The sequence below is a fragment of the Nocardia sp. NPDC087230 genome (genome assembly GCF_044744725.1).
GTDB classification, from domain to species: Bacteria; Actinomycetota; Actinomycetes; order Mycobacteriales; family Mycobacteriaceae; genus Nocardia; species Nocardia canadensis.
Genome location: NZ_JBIUYV010000001.1, coordinates 1 through 25,028, shown reverse-complemented (window position 1 = coordinate 25,028; position 25,028 = coordinate 1). Strand labels below are relative to the sequence as shown.

Sequence of the window (25,028 nt, the reverse complement as noted above, 5' to 3'; positions counted from 1 at the left end):
CGGGCTCAGCCACCCTGCACCGCCGTCAGCACCTCGATGGTCCAGCCGCGGCCGACCGGCTCGTCCCAGCGCGACTTCGGGAACACCGCGCCGTCGACGGCCAATGCCACGCCCTGACACGGCAAGGCGAGCCTGGTCAGCAATTCGCGGATGCTGAGCGGCTCGGGGAACTCGTGGTCGACACCGTTGACGGTGACGCCGATCGGGATGGTCGAGGTCATCGAACTCCTCCTGGGGACAGCTGCAGCGCCGGAAAGCGTTGCGGTGATGCGATTTCCGCGATCGCGGGCGACTCGTCGTCGAGCAGCCCGGGAACGAGGGTCGCGGTGAGCGCGAGGGTGAGCATGCCGTTGCGGCCGTGGCCGGTGGCGGCGACGACGCGGTCGTCGAGCGCGCCGAGCAGCGGCAGGTTGTCGGGGGTGCCGGGCCGCGAGCCCGCGTTCGCTTCGGCCAGTTCGTATTCCGCGATGCCGGGCAGGATCGCCTCGGCGTCGGCGATCAGGTCGCGCACCCCACCGACGGTGACCGTGGTGTCGAAGCCCGCCTCGTATTGTGTTGCGCCGACGACGATTCCGTCCGCGCGCGGCACCAGGTACACCTGCCGGCCGTGCACCCTGGCCCGGATCACCCGGCTCGGCGCCGGACTCACGCCGGGCCGCTGCCGCAGGCGCAGGATCTCGCCCTTGACCGGGCGCACCGGCAGCCCCGGCCACAGGTCGGCGGAGCGCGCGCCCGCCGCGAGAACCACGCGGTCGTGCGGCAGCTCGGCGAGCGCGGTGACGGCTGCGGCCCGGATCTCGACGCCCGCACCGGCGCAGGCGGCGCGCAGGGCGGTCAGCACCCGGCGGTTGTCGACGGCGGGTTCGGTGGTGGCCAGCAGACCCGCGCGCACGGTGCGGGCCAGCGCCGGTTCGAGCGCGCGCACCCCGGCCCGGTCGAGGACGCTCAGCTCGTGGCCGAATCCGGCGAGCCAGTCGGCGACGGTGCGCAGGTCGGCGGCATCGGCGCCGTCGAGGGCGACGGTCAGCGTCTCGTCGGCGACGAACACCGACTCACCGGTGATCGCGCGCAGCCGCTCGGCGAAGGCGGGCCAGGCGGCCAGCGCGGCGGCGCCGAAGGCCAGCACCCGGTCCTCACCGGGCCAGCCCTCCGACAGCGGCGCGAGCATGCCGCCCGCCACGAAAGACGCGCCCGAGCCCGGCGCCGGATCGAAGACGGTGACGGTCCAGCCGGCCTCGGCGGCCTGCCATGCGACGGCGAGTCCGACGGCGCCGCCGCCAACGACCGCCAGAGTTCGCATCACGTTCCACCTGTCTTTTTCCGCCTACCGAGCGCCTCGGCGTTCGCGTCTCCACGGTAGCGCGACTACCGTCGACACTGTGCAGCCCTCCCATCCGAATCGATCCGTCCCGCCCAGGGAGCGCCTGTCGAGCGCGCTGCTGTATCTGTGCACCGACGCGCGCCGGGAGAAGGGCGATCTGGCCCGCTTCGTCGATGCCGCGCTAGCCGGTGGCGTCGACATCGTCCAGCTCCGCGACAAGGGTTCGCCCGGCGAGGCCGAGTTCGGCCCGCTGGAGGCCAAGGCCGAGCTGGGCGCCCTCGCCGAGATCAAGGCGGCGACCCGCAGGCACGGTGCCCTGCTCGCGGTGAACGACCGCGCCGACATCGCGCTGGCCGCGGGCGCCGACGTCCTGCATCTGGGCCAGGGCGACCTCCCGCCCGCGTACGCGCGCCGCATTCTCGGCCCCGATGTCGTCATCGGCCGGTCGAGTCACAATCGAGCCCAAGCCGGGCTGGCGGCCATCGACGGCCATCTCGACTACTTCTGCACCGGCCCGATCTGGACCACGCCGACCAAGCCGGGCCGCCAGGCCGCGGGCATCGACCTGGTGCGCTCCACCGCCGACGCGCACCCGACGATGCCGTGGTTCGCGATCGGCGGCATCGACGCGCAGCGGCTGCCCGAGGTGCTCGCCGCGGGTGCGCGGCGGATCGTCGTGGTCCGCGCGATCACCGCGGCTGCCGATCCGGAGGCCGCGGCGCGCGAGCTCAAGCAGGCACTGGTCGCCGCGGCGGCCGAGTAGCGCGACTCAGGTCAGCAGACTGGTCAGGGCCGCGGCCAGGTCATCGGCCGGGTCCGGGCCGATGGTGACCTCGGCGCCGGGTCCGTCCAGCGCGTGCAACCAGAAGAACCCGCGATCGGCGAGTTCGACGGTCCGGGGCAGGTCGGTGACCGGGTCGGCGGCGAAGCGCAGGCGCAGCGGGACCGCGCGCAACCCGAGCCAGGCCGCGGCGAAACCGGGGTGCAGCGGGAGGTCGTCGACCTCGCCCTCGGCCACCCAGACCAGCTCGGAGCTCTCCTTGTTGGCGACGGTGGGCAGCGGGAACTCGGCGTCGGCGACCACCGTGGTGTAGGTCCAGCCGCTCGGGGCGGTCATCGTCAGCCGTTCGGCGCGCACGCGCAGCGCGTCGGCGGTGATGCCCGCCTCCTCCCAGGCTTCCCGGACCGCGGCGTGCTCGGCGCTCTCGTGGGAATCCCGCGCGCCGCCGGGGATGGCCCAGGTGCCGCCCTGATGACTCCACGGCGCGCGGTGCTGGAGCAGCACCGCCGACCCGCCCCGGGGCAGCGGCGCGCGCAGCAACAAGCCCGCCGCACCGTACTTGCCCCAGTGCCGAACCCCGCCCGGACTGTTCGACCAGCCGTCTCCGTCACCGCGCATCCAATACTCTTTCCTCCGTAGCAGCCGAGCAGCAACCGCTTCGGGGGTGTCTGCGGGGCTGCGCCACCGGTAGGACCACAATAAACTCCGCACCACGAGGGGTGCGCGGACAGCACGGGGAGGTGAACGATGGTCGAACCCGGGAGTCGCGATGCCTCGACCGAGGTCGCGGCCGTTCGTTCCGGCCCGTCGCCGCAGGCCACGCAGGGTTCGGCGACGGCTCCGGCCGCGCCGGTGACGAGCCGGCGCGCCGCGTTGCGGAAACCGGCGATCGTCGTCGACCGGCCGCCGGCGCCGGACGTGAAGGCCCTGCGTGCGCAGTTCCATCCCGCCCGCTTGCGCGGGTTCGTGCAGTCCTCGCCGGGTCGGCTCGTGGCTGCCGGTCTGGTGCTGATGCTGCTGTGCGTCGCCGCGGGCGCGGTGACTTCGACGACCGTCAGCGACCGCCAGCAAGCTCTCGGCGTCCTGCTCGACGACACCGAACCCGACGCCCACTCGGCCAATCACCTCTACACCTCGCTCTCGATCGCCGACGCCGCCGCGGGCACCGCGTTCATCGCGGGCGGACTCGAGCCCAAGACCGTGCGCGACCGCTACACCCAGGCCATCGGTGAGGCCGCCGCCGAACTGGTGACCCAGGCCGGGCACATCTCCGTCGAGGAGGCCGCCGACCCGTCGGGCACCGATCGCAAGCTGCGCACCGGCATCGCCACGGGTTTGCCGGTCTACACCGGCCTGATCGAGACCGCGCGCGCCAACAACCGCAACGGCTACCCGGTCGGCGCCGCCTACCTCAGTGAGGCGTCGCACCAGATGCAGACGGCGCTGCTGCCGATGGCCGAGGAACTGGAGAACCACCGGCTCGACGCGGTCACCGCCGCCCAGCACCGGCACGTGTTGCCGCCCTGGCCCGCGATCGTGCTGCTGATGGCGACGCTGGGCGCCCTGCTGTGGGTCCAGGTGGAGCTGGCCAGACGCTCGCGACGGGTATTCAACATGGGCCTGCTGCTCGGCACCGCCGCGCTCGCGCTGACGCTGGTGTGGACCGTGGCCGCGGGCTCGGTGTCGGCGGTGTCGATGATGCAGTGCCGCGACCAGGGCGCCGTGCCCGCCGCCCGGCTGGCCGAGAGCCGCATCCTGGTGCAGCAGGCCAGGTCGGCGGAGATGGTGAAGCTGGTGCGCCGCGACGCCACCGGCGACTACGACCGCACCTTCGACACCAACACCGCCCGGCTCACCGAACTGCTCGCCGGCTACCCGCAGGACGCGCCCGCCCGCGCCGAGGTCGCCGACGCCCGCACCGCGCTCGCCCGCTGGCAGTCGGCGCATCAGCGGATGAACGACACCCTGGCCCGCGGCGACTTCGCCGGCGCGGCCGCGGTCGCCACCGGGCCCAGCGCCGCCGACGCGGCCGCCCAGGTCGACGCGATCGATCGCGCCCTCGGCAAGGCCGCCGCGGCCACCAGGGACACCCTGCGCGACAAGGTCTCCCAGGCCATCGACGTGCTGACCTTCCTCGCTCCCGGCGCGTTCATCCTCGGCATCGTCGCCGCGGTGTGCGTGGCGCTCGGCCTGTGGCCGCGACTGCGGGAGTACCGGTGAGGCGCGGGCGGATCACCGCGGCGCTGCTGCTCACGGCGGCGGCGCTGCTCGGCGGCTGCGCCGACAGCACCCCCGCGCCGGACGACCGCAGCGTTTACTCCGAACCGCCCCTGCCCGCCAAGGCGATCCCGATCGGCACCGACACCCCCGTGCCCGCCCGCGGCGGCGAGCAGTGCGGCGACCCGACGGCGAGCCTGCGTCCCAGCACCTCGCGCGGTCCGACGATCGACGCCATCCGCGCCAGGGGGAGGTTGATCGTCGGCCTCGACGCGGGCAGCAACCTGTTCAGCTTCCGCGACCCGCTGACCGGCCGGATCGTCGGCTTCGACGCCGACATCGCCCGCGAGATCGCGCGCGACCTGCTCGGCAACCCGGATCTGATCGAATACCGCAGTCTCGCTTCGGAAGAACGCGAGCGGGCGTTGCAGGAGCACACCGTCGACCTGATCGCCAAGACGATGACGATCACCTGCGAGCGCCGCCAGCGCGTGGCGTTCTCCACCGTGTACCTGCGCGCCGACCAGCGGGTGCTCGCGGTGAAGAATTCCGGCATCAACGGCCTGGCCGATCTGGCGGGCAAGCGGGTGTGCGTGGTGCGCGGCACCACCTCGCTCGACCACATCCGCCGCGACCAGCCCGCCGCCACCATCCTGACGGTGCCGACCTGGGCGGACTGCCTGGTCGTGCTGCAGCAGCGCCAGGTCGACGCGGTGAGCACCGACGACTCGATCCTGGCCGGCCTGGCCGCGCAGGACCCCTATACCGAGGTCGTGGGCGCGAGTATCAGCGCCGAGCCCTACGGCATCGGCATCCCGAAGGGCGACGACGACCTGGTCCGCTTCGTCAACGCCACCCTCGACCGCATCCGCAACGACGGCACCTGGGTGCGCATCCACCGCCGCTGGCTCGCCTCGCTCGGGGAGACGCCGAGCCCGCCCGCTCCGACGTACCAGGACTGATCGGCATGACCACACCGACGAACGGTGAACCGGCGCAGGAAGATCCGGCGCGCCAGGAACCGACCCAGCTCACCCACCGCCCCGAGGGCGAACTGCCGGGCGGCTGGACGCTGCCGCCTGCCCCGGCCGACGACGAGACCATGCCGCTGCCGATCCAGGCACCGCACGCGCCCACCGAGATCGCGGCCGCCAGACCCGCCGAACCGGACCAGCCACCGGCCACCCAGCGGGCAGGCGACCGACGCGGTACCGAGGCCTCGCGCGCGGTGACCGAACCGCCCGGCACCCAGGCCACCCCCGCCCGCACCGGATCCGGCGACCTCGCCTGGCCGTCCGGCGCCCAGACCGGGCCGAGCACGTCCAGGTCCGGGCGCAGTGTGCGCACCGCCAGGTCACGCCCCACCCGCAGACTCGGCGCGGGCCTGGTGCCGATCCCGACCGTCAGCCCCGCAGACCCCCGCGAGGCGGTGCTGGCCGATCCGGTGGTCTCGGAGGGCAGGCGGTTCTGCTGGCGCTGCGGCGACCCGGTCGGCCGCTCGACCCCGACCCATGCCGGGACCTCGGCCGGGCAGTGCGGGACCTGCGGCGCCGCCTACGATTTCCGGCCCTCGCTGCACGAGGGCGACATGGTCGCCGGACAGTACGAGATCCAGGGCTGTATCGCCCACGGCGGCCTCGGCTGGATCTACCTGGCCATCGACCGCAATGTCAGCGACCGGTGGGTGGTGCTCAAGGGCCTGCTGCACGCCGGCGACGCCGAGGCGCAGGCGGTCGCGGTGGCCGAGCGGCAGTTCCTGGCCGAGGTGGCGCACCCGAGCATCGTCAAGATCCACAACTTCGTCGAGCACACGGCGGCCGACGGGTCGAGCACCGGCTACATCGTCATGGAGTACGTCGGCGGTCATTCGCTGCGCGACATTCTCGACGCCAAGCCGCCGGGCGAGCGGATGCCGCTGGCCGAGGCCATCGCCTATGTGCTGGAGATCCTGCCCGCACTGGAACACCTGCACTCGATCGGGCTGACCTACAACGACCTCAAGCCCGACAACGTGATGGTCACCGAGGACCAGGTCAAGCTGATCGACCTGGGCGCGGTCGCCACCATCGAGGCCTACGGAAACCTCTACGGCACCAAAGGCTTCCAGGCTCCCGAGATCGCCAGGACCGGCCCGACCCCCGCCTCCGACGTGCACACGGTCGGGCGCACGCTGGCCGCGCTCACCCTGGCATTGCCCAGTGAGCACGGCCGCTACCTCGACGGCATCCCCGATCCGGCCGACGAGCCGCTGCTGGCCCGCTACGAATTCTTCTACCGGTTCCTGCTCACCGCCACCGACCCTGATCCGGCCCGGCGGTTTCCGTCGGCGCGGGCGATGTCGGCCCAGCTGGCGGGCGTGCTGCGGGAGATCCTGGCCTACGACACCGGCGCCGAGCACCCCCAGCTGTCCACCGTGTTCAGTCCCCAGCGCACCAGCTTCGGCACCGAGGAACTGATCAGCCAGACCGATGCCTACCTCGACGGCGTCGGCCGCTCTCCCCTGCTCGACTCCGGCGATGTGGTCGCCGCGCTACCGGTTCCGCTGATCGACCCCGCCGATCCGTCGGCGCCGCTGCTGGCCGCGACCGCGAATCTGGAACCCGAGCGGGTGCTCGAGGCCCTGCACGAGGCGCGCGAACGCGCCGAGGCCGACCCGGACAACGCGCCGGAAACGCTGGCGGGCGAACTGGTCTTCGCCGAGGCGCGGGCCCGGCTCGAGCTCGGCGAATCGGCGGCGGTGCTGCATCTGCTCGACCGCGTCTCCGGCGAATCCGATTGGCGCGCCGACTGGTTCACCGGCCAGGCCTACCTGCTCGAACTCGACTACGAGGCCGCCTTCGCCGCCTTCGAAGCGGTGCTGCGGGTGCTGCCCGGCGAGATCGCGCCCAAGCTCGCGCTGGCCGCCACCGCGGAACTGATTCTGCAGCACTGGGATTCCGAAGCGCCCGAACAGTGGCGCTCCTTCGCCGAGCGCTACTACGACACCGTGTGGCGCACCGATCGGGCGGTGGTGAGCGCCGCGTTCGGTCTGGCCAGGCAGCTGGCGGTGGCGGGCCGGGTCGGCGAGGCGGTGCACGCCCTCGACGACGTCCCCGCCGCGTCCCGGCACTTCACGACCGCTCAGACCACGGCGATCCTGTTGCTGCTCACCAGCGCTCCCGTCGCCCAGCTCGACGAACAGGTGCTGCGCCTGGCCGCCTCCCGGGCCCAGTCCATCCCGCCGGGCGAACACCGCTCCACTCTCATGCGCACCCTGGTGCAGGGCACGGCGCTGGCCTGGCTGCAGGCCGGCAACACACCGAAGCGCAAGGACGCCAAGCTGTTCGGCCGCCCCTTCGACGAACGCGACCTTCGCGACGGCACCGAGACCGGCCTGCGCGCGCTGGCCCGCAACGCGCCCGACCGCGGGCACCGCTACGCCCTGGTCGACCTGGCCAACTCGCTGCGCGCGAAGTCCTGGTTCTAGGCCGACCCGCCGACCAGCGCGTGCGCGGCCCTGGCGATCGCGAGTTCCTCGTTGGTCGGCACCACCAGCACGTGCACCGGCGCGAACTCCGGCGAGATATGGCGGACACCGGGGGTTCTGGTCTCGTTGCGAACCGGGTCGACCTCGATGCCGAGGTTCTGCAGCCCCGCCAGCGCGTCCGCGCGCACCGACGCGCTGTTCTCCCCGACGCCCGCGGTGAAGACGATGCTGTCGATCCCGCCGAGTTCCACCAGGTAGGCGCCCAGGTAGCGGCGCAGGCGGTGGATGTAGACGTCGTAGGCCAGTTTCGCGGCGGCGTCGCCGTTGTCGATGAGCTGCTGCAATTCGCGGAAGTCGTTGACGCCGGACAGTCCCTTGATGCCGGAATTGCGGTTGAGCAACTGCTCGACCGCGGGCAGGTCCAGCCCGGCGACGTTCATCAGGTGCGGCAGGATCCCGGGGTCGAGATCGCCCGGCCTGGTGCCCATCACCAGGCCCTCCAGCGGGGTCATGCCCATGGTGGTGTCGATCGCGACGCCGCCCGCCACGGCCGAGGCCGACGCGCCGTTGCCGAGGTGGAAGACGATCTGGTTGAGCTCCTCGACGGGCCTGCCCAGGAATTCGGCCGCCTTGGCGGAGACGTACTGGTGCGAGGTGCCGTGGAACCCGTACTTGCGGACGCCGTGCGCGGCGGCCAGTTTGGCGTCGATCGCGTAGGTCTTGGCCGCCTCGGGCAGGGTGTGGAAGAAGGCGGTGTCGAAGACCGCGACCTCCGGGATGCCGGGCAGCAGTTCCCTGGTCGATTCGATGCCGACCACGTTGGCGGGGTTGTGCAGCGGCGCGAGCACCGACAGCTCGTCGATGGTGCGCAGGACCTCGTCGGTGATCAGCGTCGGCTCCCAGAACACCTCGCCGCCGTGCACCACCCGGTGCCCGACCGCGCCGATGCCGATCGTGGTCAGGTCGATGCCGGTGTCGCGGAACATCTCGAACGCCTGGCGCAGTCCCGCCCGGTGGTCGGCGATGACGCCCTCGTGCACCAGCTTGCGGTCCCCGCACTCGTGCACGATCCGGCCGCCGTGTGACTCACCGATCTTCTCGACCAGCCCGGAGGCGAGCACCTCGGACGAGTCGGCGTGCAGCAGTTGGTATTTGATCGAGGAGGAGCCGCAGTTCAGCACCAGCACCAGGTCGCTCACACTGTCTCCGTTCGGCATGCTCGGGCGCTGACCGCTCATGCCTGGTCGCCCTGCGCCTGGATCGCGGTGATCGCCACCGTGTTGACGATGTCGGCGACCAGCGCGCCGCGCGAGAGGTCGTTGACGGGTTTGCGCAGGCCCTGCAGCACCGGGCCGATCGCGACCGCGCCCGCGCTGCGCTGCACGGCCTTGTAGGTGTTGTTACCGGTGTTGAGGTCGGGGAAGACGAACACCGTCGCCCGCCCGGCCACCTCGGAGTCGGGCAGCTTGGTACTGGCGACCGTCGGCTCGATCGCCGCGTCGTACTGGATCGGCCCCTCCACCGGCAGCTCCGGCGCGCGTTCGCGCACGAGTTCGGTGGCGACCCTGACCTTGTCGACATCGGCGCCCGACCCCGACGACCCGGTCGAGTACGACAGCATCGCCACCCGCGGATCGATCCCGAACCGAGCAGCGGTGCCCGCCGAGGAGATCGCGATATCGGAGAGCTGCTCCGAGGTCGGGTCGGGCACCACCGCGCAGTCGCCGTAGGCGAGCACCCGATCGGCCAGGCACATCAGGAACACGCTCGACACCGTGGCGACGCCGGGCACCGTTTTGATGATCTCGAAGGAGGGCCGGATGGTGTGCGCGGTGGTGTGCGCGGCGCCGGAGACCATGCCGTCGGCGATCCCCTTGTAGACCATCATGGTGCCGAAATACGAGATGTCGGCCATGGTTTCGCGGGCACGCTCGAGCGTCATGCCCTTGTGCTTGCGCAATTCGGTGTACTCGGCGGCGAACTCGTCGAGGTAGCCGGAAGTGCGTGGGTCGAGCACCTGCGCGGCGGCGATGTCGACGCCCAGTTCGGCGGCGCGAGCCCGCACCGAGGTCTCGTCACCGAGGATGGTGAGGTCGGCGATCTTGCGCTGCAATACCCGGCCCGCGGCGCGCAGGATGCGGTCGTCGTCGCCCTCGGGCAGCACGATCCGCTTGCGATCGGCCCTGGCCCGCTCGATCAGCCGGTACTCGAACATCTGCGGGGTGACCACGTTCGACGGCGGTACCTGGATGCGCCGCAGCAGTTCCGGCGCGTCGACGCGCTCTTCCATCAATGCCAGCGCCGTGTCGACCTTGAGCGGGCTGCCGGCCCACATCCGGCCGCGGGTGCGGTGTACCGCGCTGGCGGTGTCGTAGGTGCCGAGTTCGGTGGTGAGGATCGGCAGTTTGGGGTGCAGGCCCTCCATCAGGCGCGCGATGGCCGGATGGGGGCGGATGCCGCCGTTCATGATGACGCCGGCCAGCGACGGAAAGCCCTCCGCCTCATGGGCGTTCACCACGCTGAGCAGAACATCGGAGCGGTCGCCCGGGGCGATCACGACCACTCCGTCGGTTAGTCGTTCCAGGATGTGCTCGGCGGTCATGCCACCGACCATGATCCGCAACGCCTCGCGCTGCAGCAGTTCCGGGTCGCCGCTGTAGATCTCGCCGTCGATGGCGCCGCACAGCTCGCCCATGGTCGGCGCCATCAGCAGCGGCACCTCGGGCAGCGTCCAGGACGGCACGTCGAAACCGGCCAGCGCGGCGCCGATCTCGTCGATCTCGGCGGGCGCGCAGCGGTTGGCGACGACCGCGACCAGCTGGGCGTGCTCGGCGGACAGCTCGGTCGAACACAGCTCCACCAGCTGCTTGACCTCGGTGGGCGTGCGTTCGGCGCCGCGCACCACCAGCAACACCGGCGCGCCCAGGTTCACCGCGATGCGCGCGTTGTAGCGCAGCTCGCTCGGGCTGGCGACATCGGTGTAGTCGCTGCCGACGATCACCACCGCGTCGCAGGCCTTGGCGACGTCGTGGAACCGCATGACGATCTCGCTGATCGCGGCGTCGGGGTCGCGGTGCACGTCCTCGTAGGTGACGCCGATGGCCTGCTCGTAGCCGATATCGGCGGTGCTGTGCTCGAGCAGCAGTTCGAGGATGTAGTCGGGCTCGGCGGTCGAGCGGGTGATCGGGCGGAACACCCCGACGCGCGCGGTGGTCGCGCACAACATCTGGAGCACGCCCAGCGCCACCGTGGATTTTCCGGTGTCACCCTCGGGTGAAGCGATGTACACGGTGGACGTGGCATGTTCGACCATGGTCGCGAGCTTAGTTAATCGACGGCGATTCGGGGGTTCGGTGTGGCGCGATCGGCCGCGTTATAGTCCGGCCCATGACATCGCAGTTCCCGGATCGGCAATGGGGTTCGCGCACCAATCTCCTGTCCCGCGCCGCCAATCGTTTCGCCGCGACGAAGCCGGGTTCCTGGCTGATCCGCACGGTGACCCCGCTGGATCGGGCCTTGCTCGAGCGGACCGACGCCAAGTACACCGTGCTCGGCCCGATCGGCGCGCCGGTGATCCTGCTGACCACCACCGGCCGCAAATCCGGCGCGCAGCGCACCCAGCCGCTGCTCTACGTGCACGACGGCGACACCCTGTACGTGGTCGGCTCCAACTTCGGCCAGGAGCACCATCCCGCGTGGACGGGAAACCTGCTGGCGAACCCGGCGGCCACCGTGGCCATCGCGGGTGAGCGCATCCCCGTCGTCGCCACCCCGGTACCCGACGCCGACAAGGAAGCGCTGTTCGCCCGCTTCATCGAGATCACCGGCGCCTACGCCGCCTACCGCGACCGGACCACGCGCGACCTGCGCATGTTCGCGCTGCGCCGGGCATAGGGCCGACCGCCGCGGCGTTGTTGCCTTGACACCGGCGGCAAGGTCTACCGTGACGGCCACGGTCATCGAGGAGGTCGCATGCTGATCGGCGAACTGGCCGAGCGCACCGGTTCCAGCGCTCGCGCGCTGCGCTACTACGAACAGCACGGACTGGTCGAACCGCGCCGCGACGGCAAGGGCTACCGGATCTACGACGACGTCGAACTGCGCGTCGTCCGCAAGATCCACGCCCTGCGCACCGTCGGCTTCGAACTGGCCGACATGCACCCGTTCGTCGCCTGTCTGCGGGCGGGCGACGGCTCGGGCGACGGCTGCCCCGACTCCGTGGAGGAGTTGCGCCGCAAACTCGACGAGGTCGACGCGGCCACCCGCCGCCTGGCCGCGATCCGGACCCAGCTGGCCACCCAGCTCGCCGACGCCCTCGCCACCGAACCCGGCGACCCCGCCTGTTCGCTGCGCTGAGTCGCGTCGAATTCCGGTGTCCCGGAGGATCACTCATCGGAGACGACACCGCCCGGGTGGTTCGGCGTGACACCGAACCACCCGGGCGGGTGAGCGTCGAAGGATCAGCCCAGCGCGCGCAGGCGGGGTGCCAGGTCGCGCTTGAACAGGTCGAGGAAGCGCAGCTGGTCGTGGCCGGGGGCGTGGAAGACCAGGTGGTTGAGGCCCGCGTCCAGGTAGGGCTTGATCTGGGCGACGGCCTCGTCGGGATCGCTGGCGACGATCCAGCGCTTGGCGACCTGCTCGATCGGCAGCGCGTCGGCGGCGGCCTCCATCTCGATCGGGTCGGTGATGTCGTGCTTCTGCTCCGGGGTCAGCGACAGCGGGGCCCAGAAGCGCGTGTTCTGCAGCGCCAGTTCGGGATCGGTGTCGTAGGAGATCTTGATCTCGATCATCTTGTCGATGCCGGCGAGGTCGCGCTCGGCCTTGGCCGCGCCCTCGGCGACCGCGGGCAGCAGCTTCTCGGTGTAGAGGTCCATGCCCTTGCCCGAGGTGCAGATGAAACCGTCGCCCGCGCGACCGGCGTAGCGGGCCACGACCGGGCCGCCCGCGGCGATGTAGACGGGGATGCCGCCCTTGGGCACGTCGTAGATGGAGGCGCCGACGGTGTGGTAGTACTCGCCGTCGAAATCGGTACGCTCGCCGGTCCACAGCGCGCGCATCAGCGACACCGCCTCGCGCAGCCGGGCGAAACGCTCCTTGAAGTCGGGCCATTCGCCCTTGTAACCGGTGGCGATCTCGTTGAGCGCCTCGCCGGTGCCGACCCCGAGCATCACCCGGCCCGGGTACAGGCAGCCGAAGGTGGCGAAGGCCTGGGCGATCACCGCCGGGTTGTAGCGGAAGGTGGGGGTGAGCACGGAGGTGCCGAGCATGATCCGCTCGGTGCGCTCACCGGTGGCGGCCAGCCAGGCCAGCGAGAACGGCGCGTGCCCGCCGTCGTGCCGCCACGGCTGGAAGTGATCGCTGACTGTCGCGCTGTCGAGACCGTGCTCCTCGGCGGCCACCGCCAGCTCGACGAGCTCACGCGGCCCGAACTGTTCTGCCGATGCCTTGTATCCGAGCTTGAGATCAACCATCTCAGCCACTCCTGTCGTTCGCTTCGTCGCGGCCCCTGCCGCATCGACACTAACCAACACCGTCACCGAGTTCTCCGGGAGCGGTGGCTCGCACCGCCGCCGGTTTTAGCGGATGATTAGCTGGTGACCGCCAAGGATGAGCAGATCTTGTCGTACCTGACCGACATGGACGGCGTGCTGGTGCACGAGGATCAACTGATCCCGGGCGCCGACGAATTCCTCACCGAGCTGCGCGACAACGAGATCCCGTTCCTGGTCCTGACCAACAACTCGATCCGCACCCCACGCGATCTGCAGGCCCGGCTGCGCCAGACCGGCCTGGACATCCCCGAGGAATCCATCTGGACCTCGGCGCTGGCCACCGCCACCTTCCTCGACGACCAGCGCCCCAACGGCACCGCCTACGTCGTCGGCGAGTCCGGCCTGACCACCGCGCTGCACGAGATCGGCTATGTCCTCACCGACGTCGACCCCGACTATGTGGTCCTCGGCGAGACCCGTACCTATTCGTTCGAGGCGATCACGACCGCGATCCGCCTGATCGATCGCGGCGCCCGTTTCATCGCCACCAATCCCGACGCGACCGGTCCGTCCCGCGACGGCGTGTTGCCCGCGACCGGGTCGGTCGCCGCGCTGATCACTCACGCCACCGGCAAGGACCCGTACTACGTGGGCAAGCCGAATCCGCTGATGATGCGCTCGGCCCTGCGCCGCATCGACGCGCACTCCCAGACCACGGTGATGATCGGCGACCGCATGGACACCGACGTCATCTCCGGCCTGGAAGCCGGCCTGCGCACGATCCTGGTCACCTCGGGCATCTCCACCAAGCACTCGGTCGAGAAATACCCGTTCCGCCCCACCCTGGTCGTCGACTCGGTCGCCGACCTGATCGGCCGCACCCGCTCCCCCTTCCCGGAGTAGCTGCATGTGAGCTGCCTCACAGTGGAATAGGTTCCCGCCCTCGCTGGTTATAGTTGCCATGGCAACCAAAGCGAGTCGAGGAGGGCCCGTGCAGTTCGGAATCTTCACCGTGGGCGATGTGACCACCGACCCCACGAACGGCCGCACCCCCACCGAGGCCGAGCGGATCAAGGCGATGGTCGCGATCGCGCAGAAGGCCGAGGAGGTGGGACTCGACGTGTTCGCGATGGGCGAGCACCACAATCCGCCCTTCGTGCCGTCCTCGCCGACCACCATGCTCGGCTACATCGCGGGCCGCACCGACAAGATCCTGCTGTCCACCTCCACCACGCTGATCACCACGAACGACCCGGTCAAGATCGCCGAGGACTTCGCGATGTTGCAGCACCTGGCCGACGGCCGGGTCGACCTGATGCTCGGCCGCGGCAACACCGGCCCGGTCTACCCGTGGTTCGGCAAGGACATCCGCGACGGCATCCCGCTGGCCATCGAGAACTACCACCTGCTGCACCGCCTGTGGCGCGAGGACGTCGTGGACTGGGAGGGCAAGTTCCGCACGCCGCTACAGTCGTTCACCTCCACCCCGCGCCCGCTCGACGACGTCCCGCCGTTCGTCTGGCACGGCTCCATCCGTAGCCCGGAGATCGCCGAGCAGGCCGCCTACTACGGCGACGGCTTCTTCGCCAACCACATCTTCTGGCCCACCGACCACTTCCAGCGGCTGATCGAGCTGTACCGCCGCCGCTACGAGCACTACGGCCACGGCAGCGCCGACCAGGCCATCGTCGGCCTCGGCGGCCAGGTGTTCGTGCGCAAGAACTCCCAGGACGCGATCCGCGAGTTCCGCCCGTACTTCGACAACGCGCCCGTCTACGGACACGGCCCGTCGCTGGAGGAATTCACCGAGCAGACCCCGCTCACCGTGGGCAGCCCGGAGCAGGTCATCGAGAAGACGCTCACCTTCCGCGAGCACTTCGGCGACTACCAGCGCCAGCTGTTCCTGGTCGACCACGCCGGCCTGCCGCTGAAGACGGTGCTCGAACAGCTCGACCTGCTCGGCGAGGAAGTGATTCCGGTGCTGCGCAAGGAATTCGCCGCCGGGCGTCCCGCGCACGTGCCGGACGCGCCGACCCACGCCTCGCTGCTCGCCGCCGAGACCACCACGGAGGTGACCGCATGACCACTCGCATCGCGGTGGTGTCGGCCGGGCTGTCGCAGCCCTCGTCGACCCGGCTGCTGGCCGACCGGCTGGCCACCGCCACCGCACGAGAGCTGCGCGCCGGCGGCGCCGAGGTCGAACTCGACTTCGTCGACCTGCGCGATCACGCCCGCGAACTCGCCGACAACCTGATCACCGGATTCCCCGCGCCGTCGCTGCGCTCGGCGATCGACCAGGTCGTCACCGCCGACGGGCTCATCGCGGTGACGCCGATCTTCAGCGCCTCCTACAGCGGTCTGTTCAAGACCTTCTTCGATGTGCTGGAACCGGATTCGCTCGCGGGCAAGCCGGTGCTGGCCGGTGCCACCGGCGGCACCGAACGGCACTCGCTGGCCCTCGAACACGCGGTGCGTCCACTGTTCGCCTACCTGCGCTCGATCGTCGTACCCACCGCCGTGTACGCCGCGTCGTCGGACTGGGGCGCCCACGGTGCCGACCAGGCGCTGAACAACCGGATAGACCGCGCCGCAAGCGAATTCGCCACCCAGATCCTCGGCAGGCCCAGCGCCGGACCCGCCGACCCGTACGACGAGCCGACCCCGTTCGCGGATCTGCTCGCCGCCAACCTCCCACGCTAGAACCCAACCCCCACAAGGAGTTCCCATGACCACCGCCATCGCCAACGGCCTCACCGCGGGCACCTGGGCCATCGACCCCGCTCACTCCACCGTCGGCTTCTCCGTACGTCACCTCATGGTGAGCAAGGTCCGCGGCCGCTTCACCGACTTCGACGGCGCGCTCGTCATCGGCGAGGACGGCACCGCCTCCGCGCACGCCGAGATCCGCGTCGACTCGCTGACCACCGACAACGCCCAGCGCGACGGCCACCTGCGCACCGCCGACTTCTTCCACGCCGAACAGTTTCCTGTGATGACCTTCAAGTCCACCGGGTTCCGCGGCGAGGGCAGCGACTTCGTCGTCGACGGCGAGTTCACCGTGCGCGGCAACACCAAGCCGGTCTCCCTCGAGGTCGAGTTCCTCGGCGTCAACGAGGGCATGGGCAACGGCCCGGTCGCCGGTTTCGAAGCCAAGACCGTGGTCTCGCGCCGTGACTTCGGCCTCGACATCGACATGCCGCTGCCCGACGGCGGCGCCGTCATCGGCGACAAGATCACCCTCACCCTCGAGATCGAGGTCGGCCTCCAGAGCTGAGCTCCGACCGCACAGTCCGACGCCCCCGTCGCCACTTCGGCGACGGGGGCGTCGGTGTGCCGGCTGCCGACGACCTCACTCCTCGGCGACGGTGATCGCCTCGACCGCGGCGGACAGCCGGGTCAGCGCGGCCACGATCGCCGCGAACTCCACCGGACCGAGCTCGTCGGCGAGGCGGCGAGCGATTCTCGCGTGCTGCGGATTGATGCGCTGGACCGCCGCGCGGCCCGATTCCGTCGCCGCGACCAGCTTCGCCCGCTTGTGCGCGGGGTTGGGCCGGTATTCGCACAGTCCCTTGTCGACGAGCAGGTCGGCGATGCGCTGCACACTCTGCCGGGTGATGCCCATCGCGCGGGCGATGCCCGCGACCGGCAGCGGTTCGGCGAGCACCGCGCCGAGCACCTGCCACCAGGCCGCGGTGAGACCGGCCGGGGCGGCCAATTCCTCGGCGATGGCGAGGAATTGGCCGTTGAGCTTGAACGAGGTGATCGCCGCGGTCGAGAACAGTTCCTGCTCGCCGGCTGTCACGCGTTGGCGGCTTCGTACTCGGCGAGCACCGCGTAGGCCGCCGGGTCGCGGTGCGCGAACAGGACGTACCAGGCGTCGATGACGTGCGGCTCAGACACCTCGAGGCGGGTGAAGATCTCCCTGGCGAACTCGAACGGCGACATGGCGTCGGCGGTGATCACGTCGCGGTCGGTGACCGCCTGCGCCTCCACATAGTGTTCGGCACCCGAATATCCGCTGTAGACCAGGTATTCGGCCGCGTTGGAGGTGTGCGCGCGATCATCGAGCAGGCCCGCCTTGGCCAATCCGAAGGTGGCGCCGCAGATTCCGGCGACCGGCACGCCCGCGTCGAGGAACTGACGCGCCTTCTCCGCGAACGGCACCAGCTCCTCACCCTCCCACAGATCCGCGCCGGGCAGGATCAGCATCACGCTGTCGGCCGGGTCGAGATCGGCCAGCGCGAGGTCCGGGGTGACCCGCAGTCGGCCCATCGTGGTGATCGGTTCGGTGCTGAGCCCGACCGTCTTCACCTCGAACGTGCCCGGCTCGCGATGCCAACCACCGTTGGCGATGTGCGCGGTGGCGGCGCCCACCTCCCAGTCGGCGAGAGTGTCGTACACGGCCATGTGAACTGTTCGCATCGTCATGACAGTATCCTGTCATAATTGACAGCAAGCTGTCAATAAGAATATTGAAACCCATCGGCAGGCCGCGCATCGTACGCTGACGTCATTCGATGCGAGACAAGGAGACTCAGCGCGATGACCGACCCGGTGCACGGCCTCACGGGCACGCTCACGTCACCGATCCGGGCCGCGGGCGCGCTGGGCGAAGTACTCGTGGCGATCCGCGGGGGAACCGAGACCTACCTCGCGCGGGCCGACGAGCCCCTCCCGGCCGGTGCCACCGTTCTGATCGTCGCGGTGCATCCCGGCCGGCTGGTCGACGTCGTCGCCTGGATTCCGCTCACCAAGGAGGACTGAACATGCTGGGTTATCACGTTCCCGATCCCGACGAGGCGATGCTGGTCAGCGGCGCCAAGACCAAGGACAACGCCCCCTTCAAGGTGGTCATCGGCCGCGGCACCTGGGTGGTGCCGCTGTTCCGCAAGGTCCGCTACCTGTCGCTGGCCATGTTCGAGTCCGAGATCAGGGAACGCTGCGTCACCAAGCAGGCCATCCAGCTCGACGTGCGCGCGGTGATCGCGTTCAAGGTCGCCAACGACACCTCCTCGATCGTCAACGCGGCCCAGCGCTTCCTGTCCGAGCAGGAGCAGGAGATGTCGGTGCTCACCGGCCGCATCTTCTCCGGTCACCTGCGCTCCATCGTCGGCTCGATGACAGTCGAGGAGATCATCCGCGAACGCCAGAAGCTGGCCGACGAGGTGCTGCTCGCCTCGAAGGTGGAGATGAGCAATATCGGCCTGTGGGTCGACTCGTTCCAGATCCAGTCCATCGACGACGGCAACCTGGGCTACATCAATGCCCTGGCCGCACCGCACAACGCCGCCGTGCAGCGCGATGCCCAGATCGCCCAGGCTCAGGCCGCCCAGCGCGCCGCCGAGGCCGAACAGGAATCGCTGCGCCGCCGCGCCGAGTACGAGCGGGAGACCGCGATCCTCAAGGCGCAGTACCAGCGCGACATCGACAAGGCCAATGCCGAAGCGGCCCAAGCGGGTCCGCTCGCCGACGCCATCGCCCGCCAGGAAGTCCTCACCGCCCAGGCCGAGCAGGCCCGCAAGAACGCCGAACTGCGCGAGCAGGAACTCCAGGCCGAGGTCGTGAAACCCGCACTGGCCGAAGCGGAACGCGTCCGCATCCTCGCCGAGGCCGAAGCCGACCGCACCCGCATCCAGGCCGAGGCCGCCGCCTCCAACAACCGGATCGCCCTGGACCAGTTGCTCATCGAGCAACTGCCCGAAATCGTCAAGCAGGCCTCCAACGGCCTCGCCAACGCCAACCTCACCGTCCTCAACGGGCCCGACGGCGTCGGCGAACTGGTCAACGGCATGGTCGGCCAGGGCCTGACCGTCTTCAACTCCTTGCAGAAGGCGTTGTCCAACGGCGAGGTCGACAAGGTCTGATCCCGGCATCCGGCCGGGCGCCATTAACGGTGCCCGACCGGATGTCGATTCTCTGGCACGAACGCCGGGATCGACGCAAGGAATGACTGATGGGATTGTGGATCGGTAACCCCGAGCTGGGCGCCGCCGAGAAGGTGATCTGGCAGCAGCTCGCCAATCGAACGCAGGGTGGCCGGGCCGTCGGCGGACGCCTCTCCCTGACCGACACCCGCCTGCTCTTCGTGCCCAATCATCTGGACGCGCTCACCGGTGGCAAGCGCTGGGAGATACCGCTGAGCCGGGTGCGTGCCATCGGCCGACAGAGTCCGGACGGTGGACTGTTCAGCGGTGGCCTGCGCACTCGCCTGCGCATCGAGACCGACACCGGCACCGAACTCTTCGTCATAGGAAAGCTCGACGAGGTGCTCGCTGTCCTCGACGCCGCAGTGCCCTCGTAGCGCCGAAGACCGTCACCCCCGCCAGTTCGACGGGGCCTGCCGGAAACCCGGCCGTGGGCTGGCGAAGGTGGCGATCACCGCACGCACGACCCGCACCGCGGCATCGGGCCCGACCTCGGGCCATCGCTCGATCGCCGCGAACTTCACCGCCGCGCCGGCGTAGACGATGAGCTCGTCGGTACGGGCGGGATAGAAGCCGTAGCCGATGCCGTCGGTGGTCTCGTAGTACTCGTGCCGGGTCGAGTAGGCCGAATCGATCCGACCCGGTTCGGGCAGCCGCACGATCCCGTCGGCCACCGCGCGATCGAGAATCTTCCCCATGACCCCGGTGAGGCCGATGGCCGTGGCGTAACCGACCTCCGCGGACCACGGACCCCGGTGCTCCTCGCGCAGTGGCAGCTCGGTGGCGGGCCCGGTGTAGGTGCGGCCTGCCCACGCCTCGATCGAGTCGTCGATCGGGAAGTGCCAGGTCCGCTCGTCGAAGAGCTGTTGCGCCCGCTGCCTGCGGCGATCGTTCTCGGCATAGTAGGCCGCGCGCTCCTCGGCGTTCATCACCCGAAACTAACAGCGCGCCAAGCCATCCGGTAACGATGGCGGTTGACAGCCCGGCACCACGGCAAGATCTCGGGGGACGTGTTAGGTTCCCGGACAAGAACGTGATCGAGGCCGGGGGCGGGCGGATGTTGCAGGCCGATATCGATGAATTGGGCAAGCTGGTGACGGTCCTCGATGACGTCGGTCGAGAGATCGACCAACGGGACGTCCGTTGCGAATCCGATCATCTCGGTACGGCGGTAGCCGGAACCGACGTGGTGGCGGCGTGCGTACAGCTGGGTGAGTTCATCGAAGGCGCCTATTGGCGGGTGACCAATCGGTTGCACGAGATCTCGACGGCGGTGACCGCCACTGCGTCGAGTATTCAGGCCACAGATGAGGACTTCGCGCAGACGGTGCCGCGCTCGCCGCCGCGCTGCGGCGCGGTGATTACACCGAGGCCGCCGCCATCATGGCGCACCGGCCCAAGGGACTGACCACCCAGGAGATCCAGGACCTCGCGGCGGGCAAGAACGTCGCCGGCGTGCCCGCCGATCTGCAGCAGGCGCGGAACGGCGGGGCGTGTCACCGGAGACCATCGTGGAGATCGCCGGCACGCACGGCATCACCCCGGAGGACTTCACCGTGCTCGACGGAATGGAGCCGGTCACCGACAAAGACGGCAAGACCTACTTCATCATGCCTTCCGGCACCAGCGGCGACGATGCGCAGAAGGCGGTGCTCATGACCTACATCCTCAACGCGGGCACCGACTACGACAAGGCCGGCCTGGTACCGGGTGTCGTCAACGACTTCGAGGAAACGCCGTACTCCAGTGCGGAAGTACAGCGGATCATCGACCGGCAGGACAAGAACGACTGGAGCTACGACCAAGACGTAGCGTTCATCGATAGCAACGGTGGGCGGCTCGCAACCACACCCAACGGCATGCTCATGGGACTCGGGGGCAACGAGCTACAGGATTTGTACAGCCAAAAGGGTGGCACCACCTACGGCGACATCTTCATGATGAATCTCGATGACCTCGACGACCCGGCCGGCCAGCTGCGCGAGATCGCCGAATCCGGAAGTAAGTGGTTCGACAACGGGAGCGGACCACAGCAGAGTACGACCGATCTGGATCGCCTGTTGCACCACGAGGAACGGCACTCCCAGCAGTGGGCGGAGAAGGGATACGCAGGCATGATCGGGTCGGTGGCCTGGTCCGGTCTGAAGGCGTGGTGGACCGACAGTGACGACGAGATCGAAGAAGACGCCGGCCTGCACGACGGGGGATACAAGAAATGATTCGCCGGGCCGCCGTACTCGTCGCCATCGCTGCGCTGCTGACCTCCTGCGGCATATTCGGCAAAGACCAAGTGGACCTGCGGCCAGGGCTACCGGATGCCTTCGGCGCGCGGATCACCGATGGTGAATTGCGGATCTGGACCGGATCGCGGTGCCTTGGCGCCGAACGGGCCGTTGTCGCCTTCGAGCCGAGCCACTCCGCGCTCATTCTGGTTCCCGCGAGCGGAGCGGGAACCGATATCGAGTATTTGACAGTCGGACCGAACCCCGGCTGGAAGATCGCGGAGCCGCTCCCTCCTGGCTTCGAGTGGAGAAACGAGAGAAAGCTCTACCTCACGCAGATCGACGCGGGTTCGGGCGTGGCCGCCGACATCGAGACCATTGTGCGGGACTCCGCGGCGCACCCCGCCGATACCTACTGGTTCCAGGGAGTGGGCTGGCTGAACGCGGCCGATGTCGCCGCGCAGGACGGGAAGACCTTCCGCTCCTTCTGCAGTCCCCACCCGCTGTAACAACCGATCGAAAGCCCCAGGACGGCCGGCCGAGTCTCGTTTCGAGAGGCTGACCCGGGGTATTCGCGGACTCAGCGCAGGGCGTGGTCGAGGTCGCCGAGGAGGTCCTCGATGTCCTCGAGGCCGACCGAGATGCGGACCACGCCGTCGGAGAGGCCGATCGAGGCGCGGCCTTCGGGGCCCATCGCACGGTGGGTCGTCGTGGCGGGGTGGGTGATCAGGGTCTTCGCGTCACCGAGGTTGTTGGAGATATCGATGATGCGCAGGCGGTTGAGGACCTCGAAGGCGCGCTTCTTGCCGTCGTCGCCGGCCAGTTCGAAGGTGACGACCGTGCCGCCGCCGGACATCTGGGCGGTGGCGAGGGCGTGCTGCGGGTGGGACTCGAGGAAGGGGTATTTCACCCAGTTGACCGACTTGTTCGTCTCCAGGAACCGGGCGACCCGCAGTGCCGACTCGGTGGACTGGCGCACACGCAGCGGCATCGTCTCCAGGCCCTTGAGCAGGGTCCAGGCGTTGAACGGGCTCAGCGCGGGGCCGGTGTGGCGCATCAGGTTCTTGACCGGGCCGTCGATGTAGTCCTGGGCGCCGAGGATTGCGCCGCCGAGCACGCGGCCCTGGCCGTCGATGTGCTTGGTGCCGGAGTAGACCACCACGTCGGCGCCGAGTTCGAAGCCGCGCTGTAACAGCGGGGTGGCGAAGACGTTGTCCAGCACCACCTTCGCGCCCGCGGCGTGCGCGAGCTCGGTGACCTTGCGGACATCGACGAGGGTCTGCATCGGGTTGGCCGGGGTCTCGAAGAACACGGCCTGGGTGGGGACCGAGAGCGCCTGCTCCCACTGCTCGAGGTCGTCACCGTCGACGAAGACGGTCTCCACGCCCCAGCGCGGCAGGATCTCGTTGCACACCACGAAGCACGAGCCGAACAGGCTGCGGGCCGCGACGAGGCGATCGCCCGCCTTCAGCAGCGCGCCCAGCGCGGTGAACACCGCGGACATGCCGGAGGCGGTGGCGAACGCGGCCTCGGCGCCGTCGAGCAGCCGGATGCGCTCCTCGAACATGGCCACGGTCGGGTTGCCGTAACGCGAGTAGACGAAGTGCTCGACCTCGCCGGTGAAGGACGCCTCGGCGGCCTCGGCGCTCTCGTAGACGAAACCCGAGGTCAGGTACAGCGCCTCGGAGGTCTCCTCGAAGCCGGAGCGGCGCAGGCCGCCGCGGACGCCGAGAGTGGCCGGGCCGACGCCCTCGGGCAGTGGCTTGTCGAACGAACCACCGGTGATCATGCTGTTCTCCTTATGCCTGACGCCACGGCAGGCCGACCGCGCGCCAGCCGACGCTGCCGCGCTGCCCGAACGCGTCGGGACCGCCCTCGAAACCGTCCAGCACGTTGTAGGACGGGGTGATGCCCGCCGCGGTCGCCACGGTCGCCGCCCCGATGGAGCGCTGGCCGGAGCGACACAGGAACACCACCGGCGCGCCGTCCGGCCGATCACCCAGCGCCTGCTCGAGCTGCGCGCCGAAGTTCGGATTGCGGGTTCCGGTGCCGTCGACCCACTCGATGAAGTGGGCCGGGCGCTCGATCGAACTGGTGTCGGGGATACCGATCTGCGCCCACTCGCCTTCGGTGCGCACGTCGACCAGCACCGCGTCGGGGTGCTCGGTCAGGATCTCCCACGCCTTCTCAGGGGTGATGTCGCCGGCGTAAGTCATGTCGAACCTCCTGCGTGAATCCGCTCTTGCCGTGCCGGTTGTCCGGACACACGGCCAGGTCGTCACCCGGAGCACCCCACCGCGGAGGAGGGTTGCCGACCAGCGAGCCGGGGCTTGGCGCTGGTACTCATGACCTTGCGATCTGAGATTGCCCCGGCACAGGTCACCGTGTCAAACAGTGCTACGGAGTGCAGACCAGCCAGGTGCCGTCCACCCTGGTCAGGTTCCAGGTGCTGGTGGCGGACGTGTCGCCGATCTGCACGGTGGCGTCGATCTTGGCCCGGTCGCCGTTCACCGTCGCCTTGTCGAAACTCTTCTTGTCGATCGTCACTGCCGATTTCGGGCCGCCGAGCCGCTCCGACAGGCCGGATTTCTCCTCGTCGAAGCCGGGGCAGGCGACACCGGCCGGCGGACGCAGCTCGCTGCGCGAGCGCGCGTCGATATAGTTGGTGACAGCGGCGGCGAGACGGTCGGCCTCTGTGACATTTTTCTCAGCGGGCGAGAGCAGGCCGCCGAGCACGATGCCGATGAGCACGATGACCGCGATCACCGCGGCCGCGACGAACGGGACGATGGAACGCTTGTCGGTCTGATCCACCACGATGGACTGGTCGTCCGAGCCTGTCTGCTCCTCGTTCATGCTGTAATCCTGACAGACCCGGTGCGGGCAACCACACCGCACGCCGGGTGGCCACAACGCCGCAGATAGAATCGCCAGAATGCGGTGCGCTGCCGACTCGGAAGGCAGCTGCCAGCAGCCGGATCGTCAACTTAGCCTAAGCTAAATCGACGCCGTCAACAGTTCTCGACCAAAGGGTGCGCGTAGAAAATGACCGAACAGAGTGCAGCGACCCGCCCGCTCCGCATTGCGATCGTGGGCGCAGGACCGGCCGGTATCTACGCCGCCGACGCATTGATGAAGTCCGATGCCGATGTCAGCATCGACCTCTACGAGCGCATGCCCGCGCCCTTCGGCCTGATCCGCTACGGCGTCGCCCCCGACCACCCGCGCATCAAGGGCATCATCACCGCCCTGCACAAGGTCCTCGACAAAGACCAGGTGCGCCTGCTCGGCAACATCGACTACGGCACCGACATCACCCTCGACGACCTGCGCCAGTTCTACGACGCGGTCATCTTCTCCACCGGCGCCAACGCCGACCGCGCCCTGCCGATCCCCGGCATCGACCTCGACGGTTCCTACGGTGCCGCCGACTTCGTGTCCTGGTACGACGGACACCCCGACGTGCCGCGCTCGTGGCCGCTGGACGCGGAGAAGGTCGCCGTGCTCGGCGTCGGCAACGTCGCCCTCGACGTGGCGCGCGTGCTGGCCAAGACCGGTGACGAGCTGCTGCCGACCGAGATCCCGCCGAACGTCTACAAGGGGCT

General features: G+C 69.6%; 29 protein-coding genes and 1 riboswitch. Of the genes, 17 read left to right on the top strand and 12 right to left on the bottom strand.

The window, feature by feature from the left end; all coding sequences use genetic code 11:
* Positions 1 to 5 precede the first annotated feature (5 nt).
* Both thiS and thiO read right to left on the bottom strand, forming a co-directional pair.
* Positions 6 to 221 carry a sulfur carrier protein ThiS gene (gene thiS, locus ACIO52_RS00145; protein WP_218722167.1) on the bottom strand — a complete coding sequence of 72 codons (216 nt, stop codon included), beginning with the start codon at positions 219 to 221 and terminating at the stop codon, positions 6 to 8.
* Positions 218 to 1,300 carry a glycine oxidase ThiO gene (thiO, locus tag ACIO52_RS00140; RefSeq protein WP_316576310.1) on the bottom strand — a complete coding sequence of 361 codons (1,083 nt, stop codon included), beginning with the start codon at positions 1,298 to 1,300 and terminating at the stop codon, positions 218 to 220. The genes thiS and thiO overlap by 4 nt, the downstream gene beginning before the upstream one ends.
* A 79-nt stretch (positions 1,301 to 1,379) precedes the next feature.
* Between thiO and thiE the strand changes: the two genes are divergently transcribed.
* Positions 1,380 to 2,084: a thiamine phosphate synthase gene (thiE, locus tag ACIO52_RS00135; RefSeq protein WP_218722169.1), complete on the top strand. Its 705-nt coding sequence runs from the start codon at positions 1,380 to 1,382 to the stop codon at positions 2,082 to 2,084.
* Between the two features lie 6 nt (positions 2,085 to 2,090).
* On the opposite strand, the gene ACIO52_RS00130 is transcribed toward thiE, so the two are convergent.
* Positions 2,091 to 2,720: an NUDIX hydrolase gene (locus ACIO52_RS00130; protein ID WP_218722170.1), complete on the bottom strand. Its 630-nt coding sequence runs from the start codon at positions 2,718 to 2,720 to the stop codon at positions 2,091 to 2,093.
* A 129-nt stretch (positions 2,721 to 2,849) separates the two neighbouring features.
* On the opposite strand from ACIO52_RS00130, the gene ACIO52_RS00125 reads away from it, so the two are divergent.
* The 3 genes from ACIO52_RS00125 to ACIO52_RS00115 are packed head-to-tail and all read left to right on the top strand — an operon-like array spanning position 2,850 to position 7,785.
* The gene (locus tag ACIO52_RS00125; protein WP_255588747.1) at positions 2,850 to 4,322 is read left to right on the top strand and encodes a hypothetical protein; all 1,473 of its coding nucleotides are present in this window, start codon (positions 2,850 to 2,852) and stop codon (positions 4,320 to 4,322) included.
* The gene (locus ACIO52_RS00120) at positions 4,319 to 5,281 is read left to right on the top strand and encodes a glutamate ABC transporter substrate-binding protein (protein WP_218722171.1); all 963 of its coding nucleotides are present in this window, start codon (positions 4,319 to 4,321) and stop codon (positions 5,279 to 5,281) included. Before ACIO52_RS00125 ends, ACIO52_RS00120 begins: the two co-directional genes overlap by 4 nt.
* Before the next feature lie 5 nt (positions 5,282 to 5,286).
* Positions 5,287 to 7,785, top strand: coding sequence for a tetratricopeptide repeat protein (locus ACIO52_RS00115; protein WP_402640366.1), 2,499 nt, complete (start codon positions 5,287 to 5,289; stop codon positions 7,783 to 7,785).
* On the opposite strand, the gene ACIO52_RS00110 is transcribed toward ACIO52_RS00115, so the two are convergent.
* The gene (locus ACIO52_RS00110) at positions 7,782 to 9,002 is read right to left on the bottom strand and encodes an acetate kinase (RefSeq protein ID WP_402642108.1); all 1,221 of its coding nucleotides are present in this window, start codon (positions 9,000 to 9,002) and stop codon (positions 7,782 to 7,784) included. The two genes, ACIO52_RS00115 and ACIO52_RS00110, sit on opposite strands and share 4 nt — an antisense overlap.
* Positions 9,003 to 9,019: 17 nt before the next feature.
* The gene (gene pta / locus ACIO52_RS00105; RefSeq protein WP_342801840.1) at positions 9,020 to 11,098 is read right to left on the bottom strand and encodes a phosphate acetyltransferase; all 2,079 of its coding nucleotides are present in this window, start codon (positions 11,096 to 11,098) and stop codon (positions 9,020 to 9,022) included.
* A 74-nt stretch (positions 11,099 to 11,172) separates the two neighbouring features.
* Here pta and ACIO52_RS00100 point away from each other — a divergent pair, with 74 nt between their 5' ends.
* Entirely contained in the window at positions 11,173 to 11,679 is a 507-nt protein-coding gene (locus tag ACIO52_RS00100; protein ID WP_316576314.1) for a nitroreductase/quinone reductase family protein, read from the top strand.
* A gap of 78 nt (positions 11,680 to 11,757) precedes the next feature.
* Positions 11,758 to 12,141 carry a MerR family transcriptional regulator gene (locus ACIO52_RS00095; protein WP_402640363.1) on the top strand — a complete coding sequence of 128 codons (384 nt, stop codon included), beginning with the start codon at positions 11,758 to 11,760 and terminating at the stop codon, positions 12,139 to 12,141.
* Positions 12,142 to 12,245: 104 nt separating this feature from the next.
* On the opposite strand, the gene fgd is transcribed toward ACIO52_RS00095, so the two are convergent.
* Positions 12,246 to 13,256, bottom strand: a complete 1,011-nt coding sequence (fgd, locus tag ACIO52_RS00090) for a glucose-6-phosphate dehydrogenase (coenzyme-F420) (protein ID WP_218722176.1) — start codon at positions 13,254 to 13,256, stop codon at positions 12,246 to 12,248.
* A gap of 165 nt (positions 13,257 to 13,421) precedes the next feature.
* Here fgd and ACIO52_RS00085 point away from each other — a divergent pair, with 165 nt between their 5' ends.
* From ACIO52_RS00085 to ACIO52_RS00070, 4 genes are all read left to right on the top strand, one after another.
* On the top strand, positions 13,422 to 14,180 hold the full coding sequence (locus tag ACIO52_RS00085) for an HAD-IIA family hydrolase (RefSeq protein WP_255588796.1): 759 nt from the start codon (positions 13,422 to 13,424) through the stop codon (positions 14,178 to 14,180).
* Positions 14,181 to 14,268: 88 nt separating this feature from the next.
* Positions 14,269 to 15,360, top strand: coding sequence for an LLM class flavin-dependent oxidoreductase (locus tag ACIO52_RS00080; protein ID WP_218722178.1), 1,092 nt, complete (start codon positions 14,269 to 14,271; stop codon positions 15,358 to 15,360).
* Positions 15,357 to 15,977 carry an FMN reductase gene (locus ACIO52_RS00075; protein WP_218722179.1) on the top strand — a complete coding sequence of 207 codons (621 nt, stop codon included), beginning with the start codon at positions 15,357 to 15,359 and terminating at the stop codon, positions 15,975 to 15,977. Before ACIO52_RS00080 ends, ACIO52_RS00075 begins: the two co-directional genes overlap by 4 nt.
* Before the next feature lie 25 nt (positions 15,978 to 16,002).
* Positions 16,003 to 16,551 (top strand): YceI family protein, encoded by a 549-nt coding sequence (locus ACIO52_RS00070; RefSeq protein WP_218722180.1) that lies wholly within the window; start codon positions 16,003 to 16,005, stop codon positions 16,549 to 16,551.
* A gap of 75 nt (positions 16,552 to 16,626) precedes the next feature.
* Here ACIO52_RS00070 and ACIO52_RS00065 read toward each other — a convergent pair whose 3' ends face one another.
* Together ACIO52_RS00065 and ACIO52_RS00060 are read right to left on the bottom strand one after the other, a co-directional pair.
* Complete coding sequence (locus ACIO52_RS00065) at positions 16,627 to 17,079, bottom strand: MarR family winged helix-turn-helix transcriptional regulator (RefSeq protein WP_218722181.1); 453 nt, start codon at positions 17,077 to 17,079, stop codon at positions 16,627 to 16,629.
* On the bottom strand, positions 17,076 to 17,699 hold the full coding sequence (locus ACIO52_RS00060) for a DJ-1/PfpI family protein (RefSeq protein ID WP_402640357.1): 624 nt from the start codon (positions 17,697 to 17,699) through the stop codon (positions 17,076 to 17,078). The genes ACIO52_RS00065 and ACIO52_RS00060 overlap by 4 nt, the downstream gene beginning before the upstream one ends.
* Before the next feature lie 120 nt (positions 17,700 to 17,819).
* On the opposite strand from ACIO52_RS00060, the gene ACIO52_RS00055 reads away from it, so the two are divergent.
* The 3 genes from ACIO52_RS00055 to ACIO52_RS00045 all read left to right on the top strand — a co-directional run bounded on the left by ACIO52_RS00055 (position 17,820) and on the right by ACIO52_RS00045 (position 19,578).
* Complete coding sequence (locus ACIO52_RS00055) at positions 17,820 to 18,041, top strand: hypothetical protein (RefSeq protein ID WP_218722183.1); 222 nt, start codon at positions 17,820 to 17,822, stop codon at positions 18,039 to 18,041.
* Between the two features lie 2 nt (positions 18,042 to 18,043).
* On the top strand, positions 18,044 to 19,141 hold the full coding sequence (locus ACIO52_RS00050) for a flotillin family protein (RefSeq protein WP_218722184.1): 1,098 nt from the start codon (positions 18,044 to 18,046) through the stop codon (positions 19,139 to 19,141).
* An 89-nt stretch (positions 19,142 to 19,230) separates the two neighbouring features.
* Positions 19,231 to 19,578 (top strand): hypothetical protein, encoded by a 348-nt coding sequence (locus tag ACIO52_RS00045; RefSeq protein WP_218722185.1) that lies wholly within the window; start codon positions 19,231 to 19,233, stop codon positions 19,576 to 19,578.
* Between the two features lie 12 nt (positions 19,579 to 19,590).
* Here ACIO52_RS00045 and ACIO52_RS00040 read toward each other — a convergent pair whose 3' ends face one another.
* Complete coding sequence (locus tag ACIO52_RS00040; RefSeq protein ID WP_342801839.1) at positions 19,591 to 20,130, bottom strand: hypothetical protein; 540 nt, start codon at positions 20,128 to 20,130, stop codon at positions 19,591 to 19,593.
* Between the two features lie 104 nt (positions 20,131 to 20,234).
* Here ACIO52_RS00040 and ACIO52_RS00035 point away from each other — a divergent pair, with 104 nt between their 5' ends.
* From ACIO52_RS00035 to ACIO52_RS00025, 3 genes are all read left to right on the top strand, one after another.
* Positions 20,235 to 20,609, top strand: coding sequence for a hypothetical protein (locus tag ACIO52_RS00035; protein WP_218722187.1), 375 nt, complete (start codon positions 20,235 to 20,237; stop codon positions 20,607 to 20,609).
* 103 nt (positions 20,610 to 20,712) lie between these two features.
* The gene (locus ACIO52_RS00030; protein WP_402640351.1) at positions 20,713 to 21,420 is read left to right on the top strand and encodes a hypothetical protein; all 708 of its coding nucleotides are present in this window, start codon (positions 20,713 to 20,715) and stop codon (positions 21,418 to 21,420) included.
* On the top strand, positions 21,417 to 21,932 hold the full coding sequence (locus ACIO52_RS00025) for a hypothetical protein (RefSeq protein ID WP_402640348.1): 516 nt from the start codon (positions 21,417 to 21,419) through the stop codon (positions 21,930 to 21,932). Before ACIO52_RS00030 ends, ACIO52_RS00025 begins: the two co-directional genes overlap by 4 nt.
* A gap of 71 nt (positions 21,933 to 22,003) precedes the next feature.
* Here the strand turns inward: ACIO52_RS00025 and ACIO52_RS00020 are convergent, their stop codons facing one another.
* From ACIO52_RS00020 to ACIO52_RS00010, 3 genes are all read right to left on the bottom strand, one after another.
* Positions 22,004 to 23,212 carry an O-succinylhomoserine sulfhydrylase gene (locus tag ACIO52_RS00020; protein ID WP_342801835.1) on the bottom strand — a complete coding sequence of 403 codons (1,209 nt, stop codon included), beginning with the start codon at positions 23,210 to 23,212 and terminating at the stop codon, positions 22,004 to 22,006.
* Positions 23,213 to 23,222: 10 nt separating this feature from the next.
* Positions 23,223 to 23,639 (bottom strand): rhodanese-like domain-containing protein, encoded by a 417-nt coding sequence (locus ACIO52_RS00015; protein WP_218722192.1) that lies wholly within the window; start codon positions 23,637 to 23,639, stop codon positions 23,223 to 23,225.
* A 17-nt stretch (positions 23,640 to 23,656) separates the two neighbouring features.
* Positions 23,657 to 23,774: riboswitch (SAM riboswitch) on the bottom strand.
* 46 nt (positions 23,775 to 23,820) lie between these two features.
* A complete protein-coding gene (locus tag ACIO52_RS00010; RefSeq protein WP_402640344.1) occupies positions 23,821 to 24,279 on the bottom strand; it encodes a hypothetical protein in 459 nt (152 codons plus the stop codon).
* Between the two features lie 189 nt (positions 24,280 to 24,468).
* Between ACIO52_RS00010 and ACIO52_RS00005 the strand changes: the two genes are divergently transcribed.
* The coding region (locus ACIO52_RS00005; RefSeq protein ID WP_402640341.1) for an FAD-dependent oxidoreductase at positions 24,469 to 25,028 on the top strand (560 nt) is incomplete at its 3' end.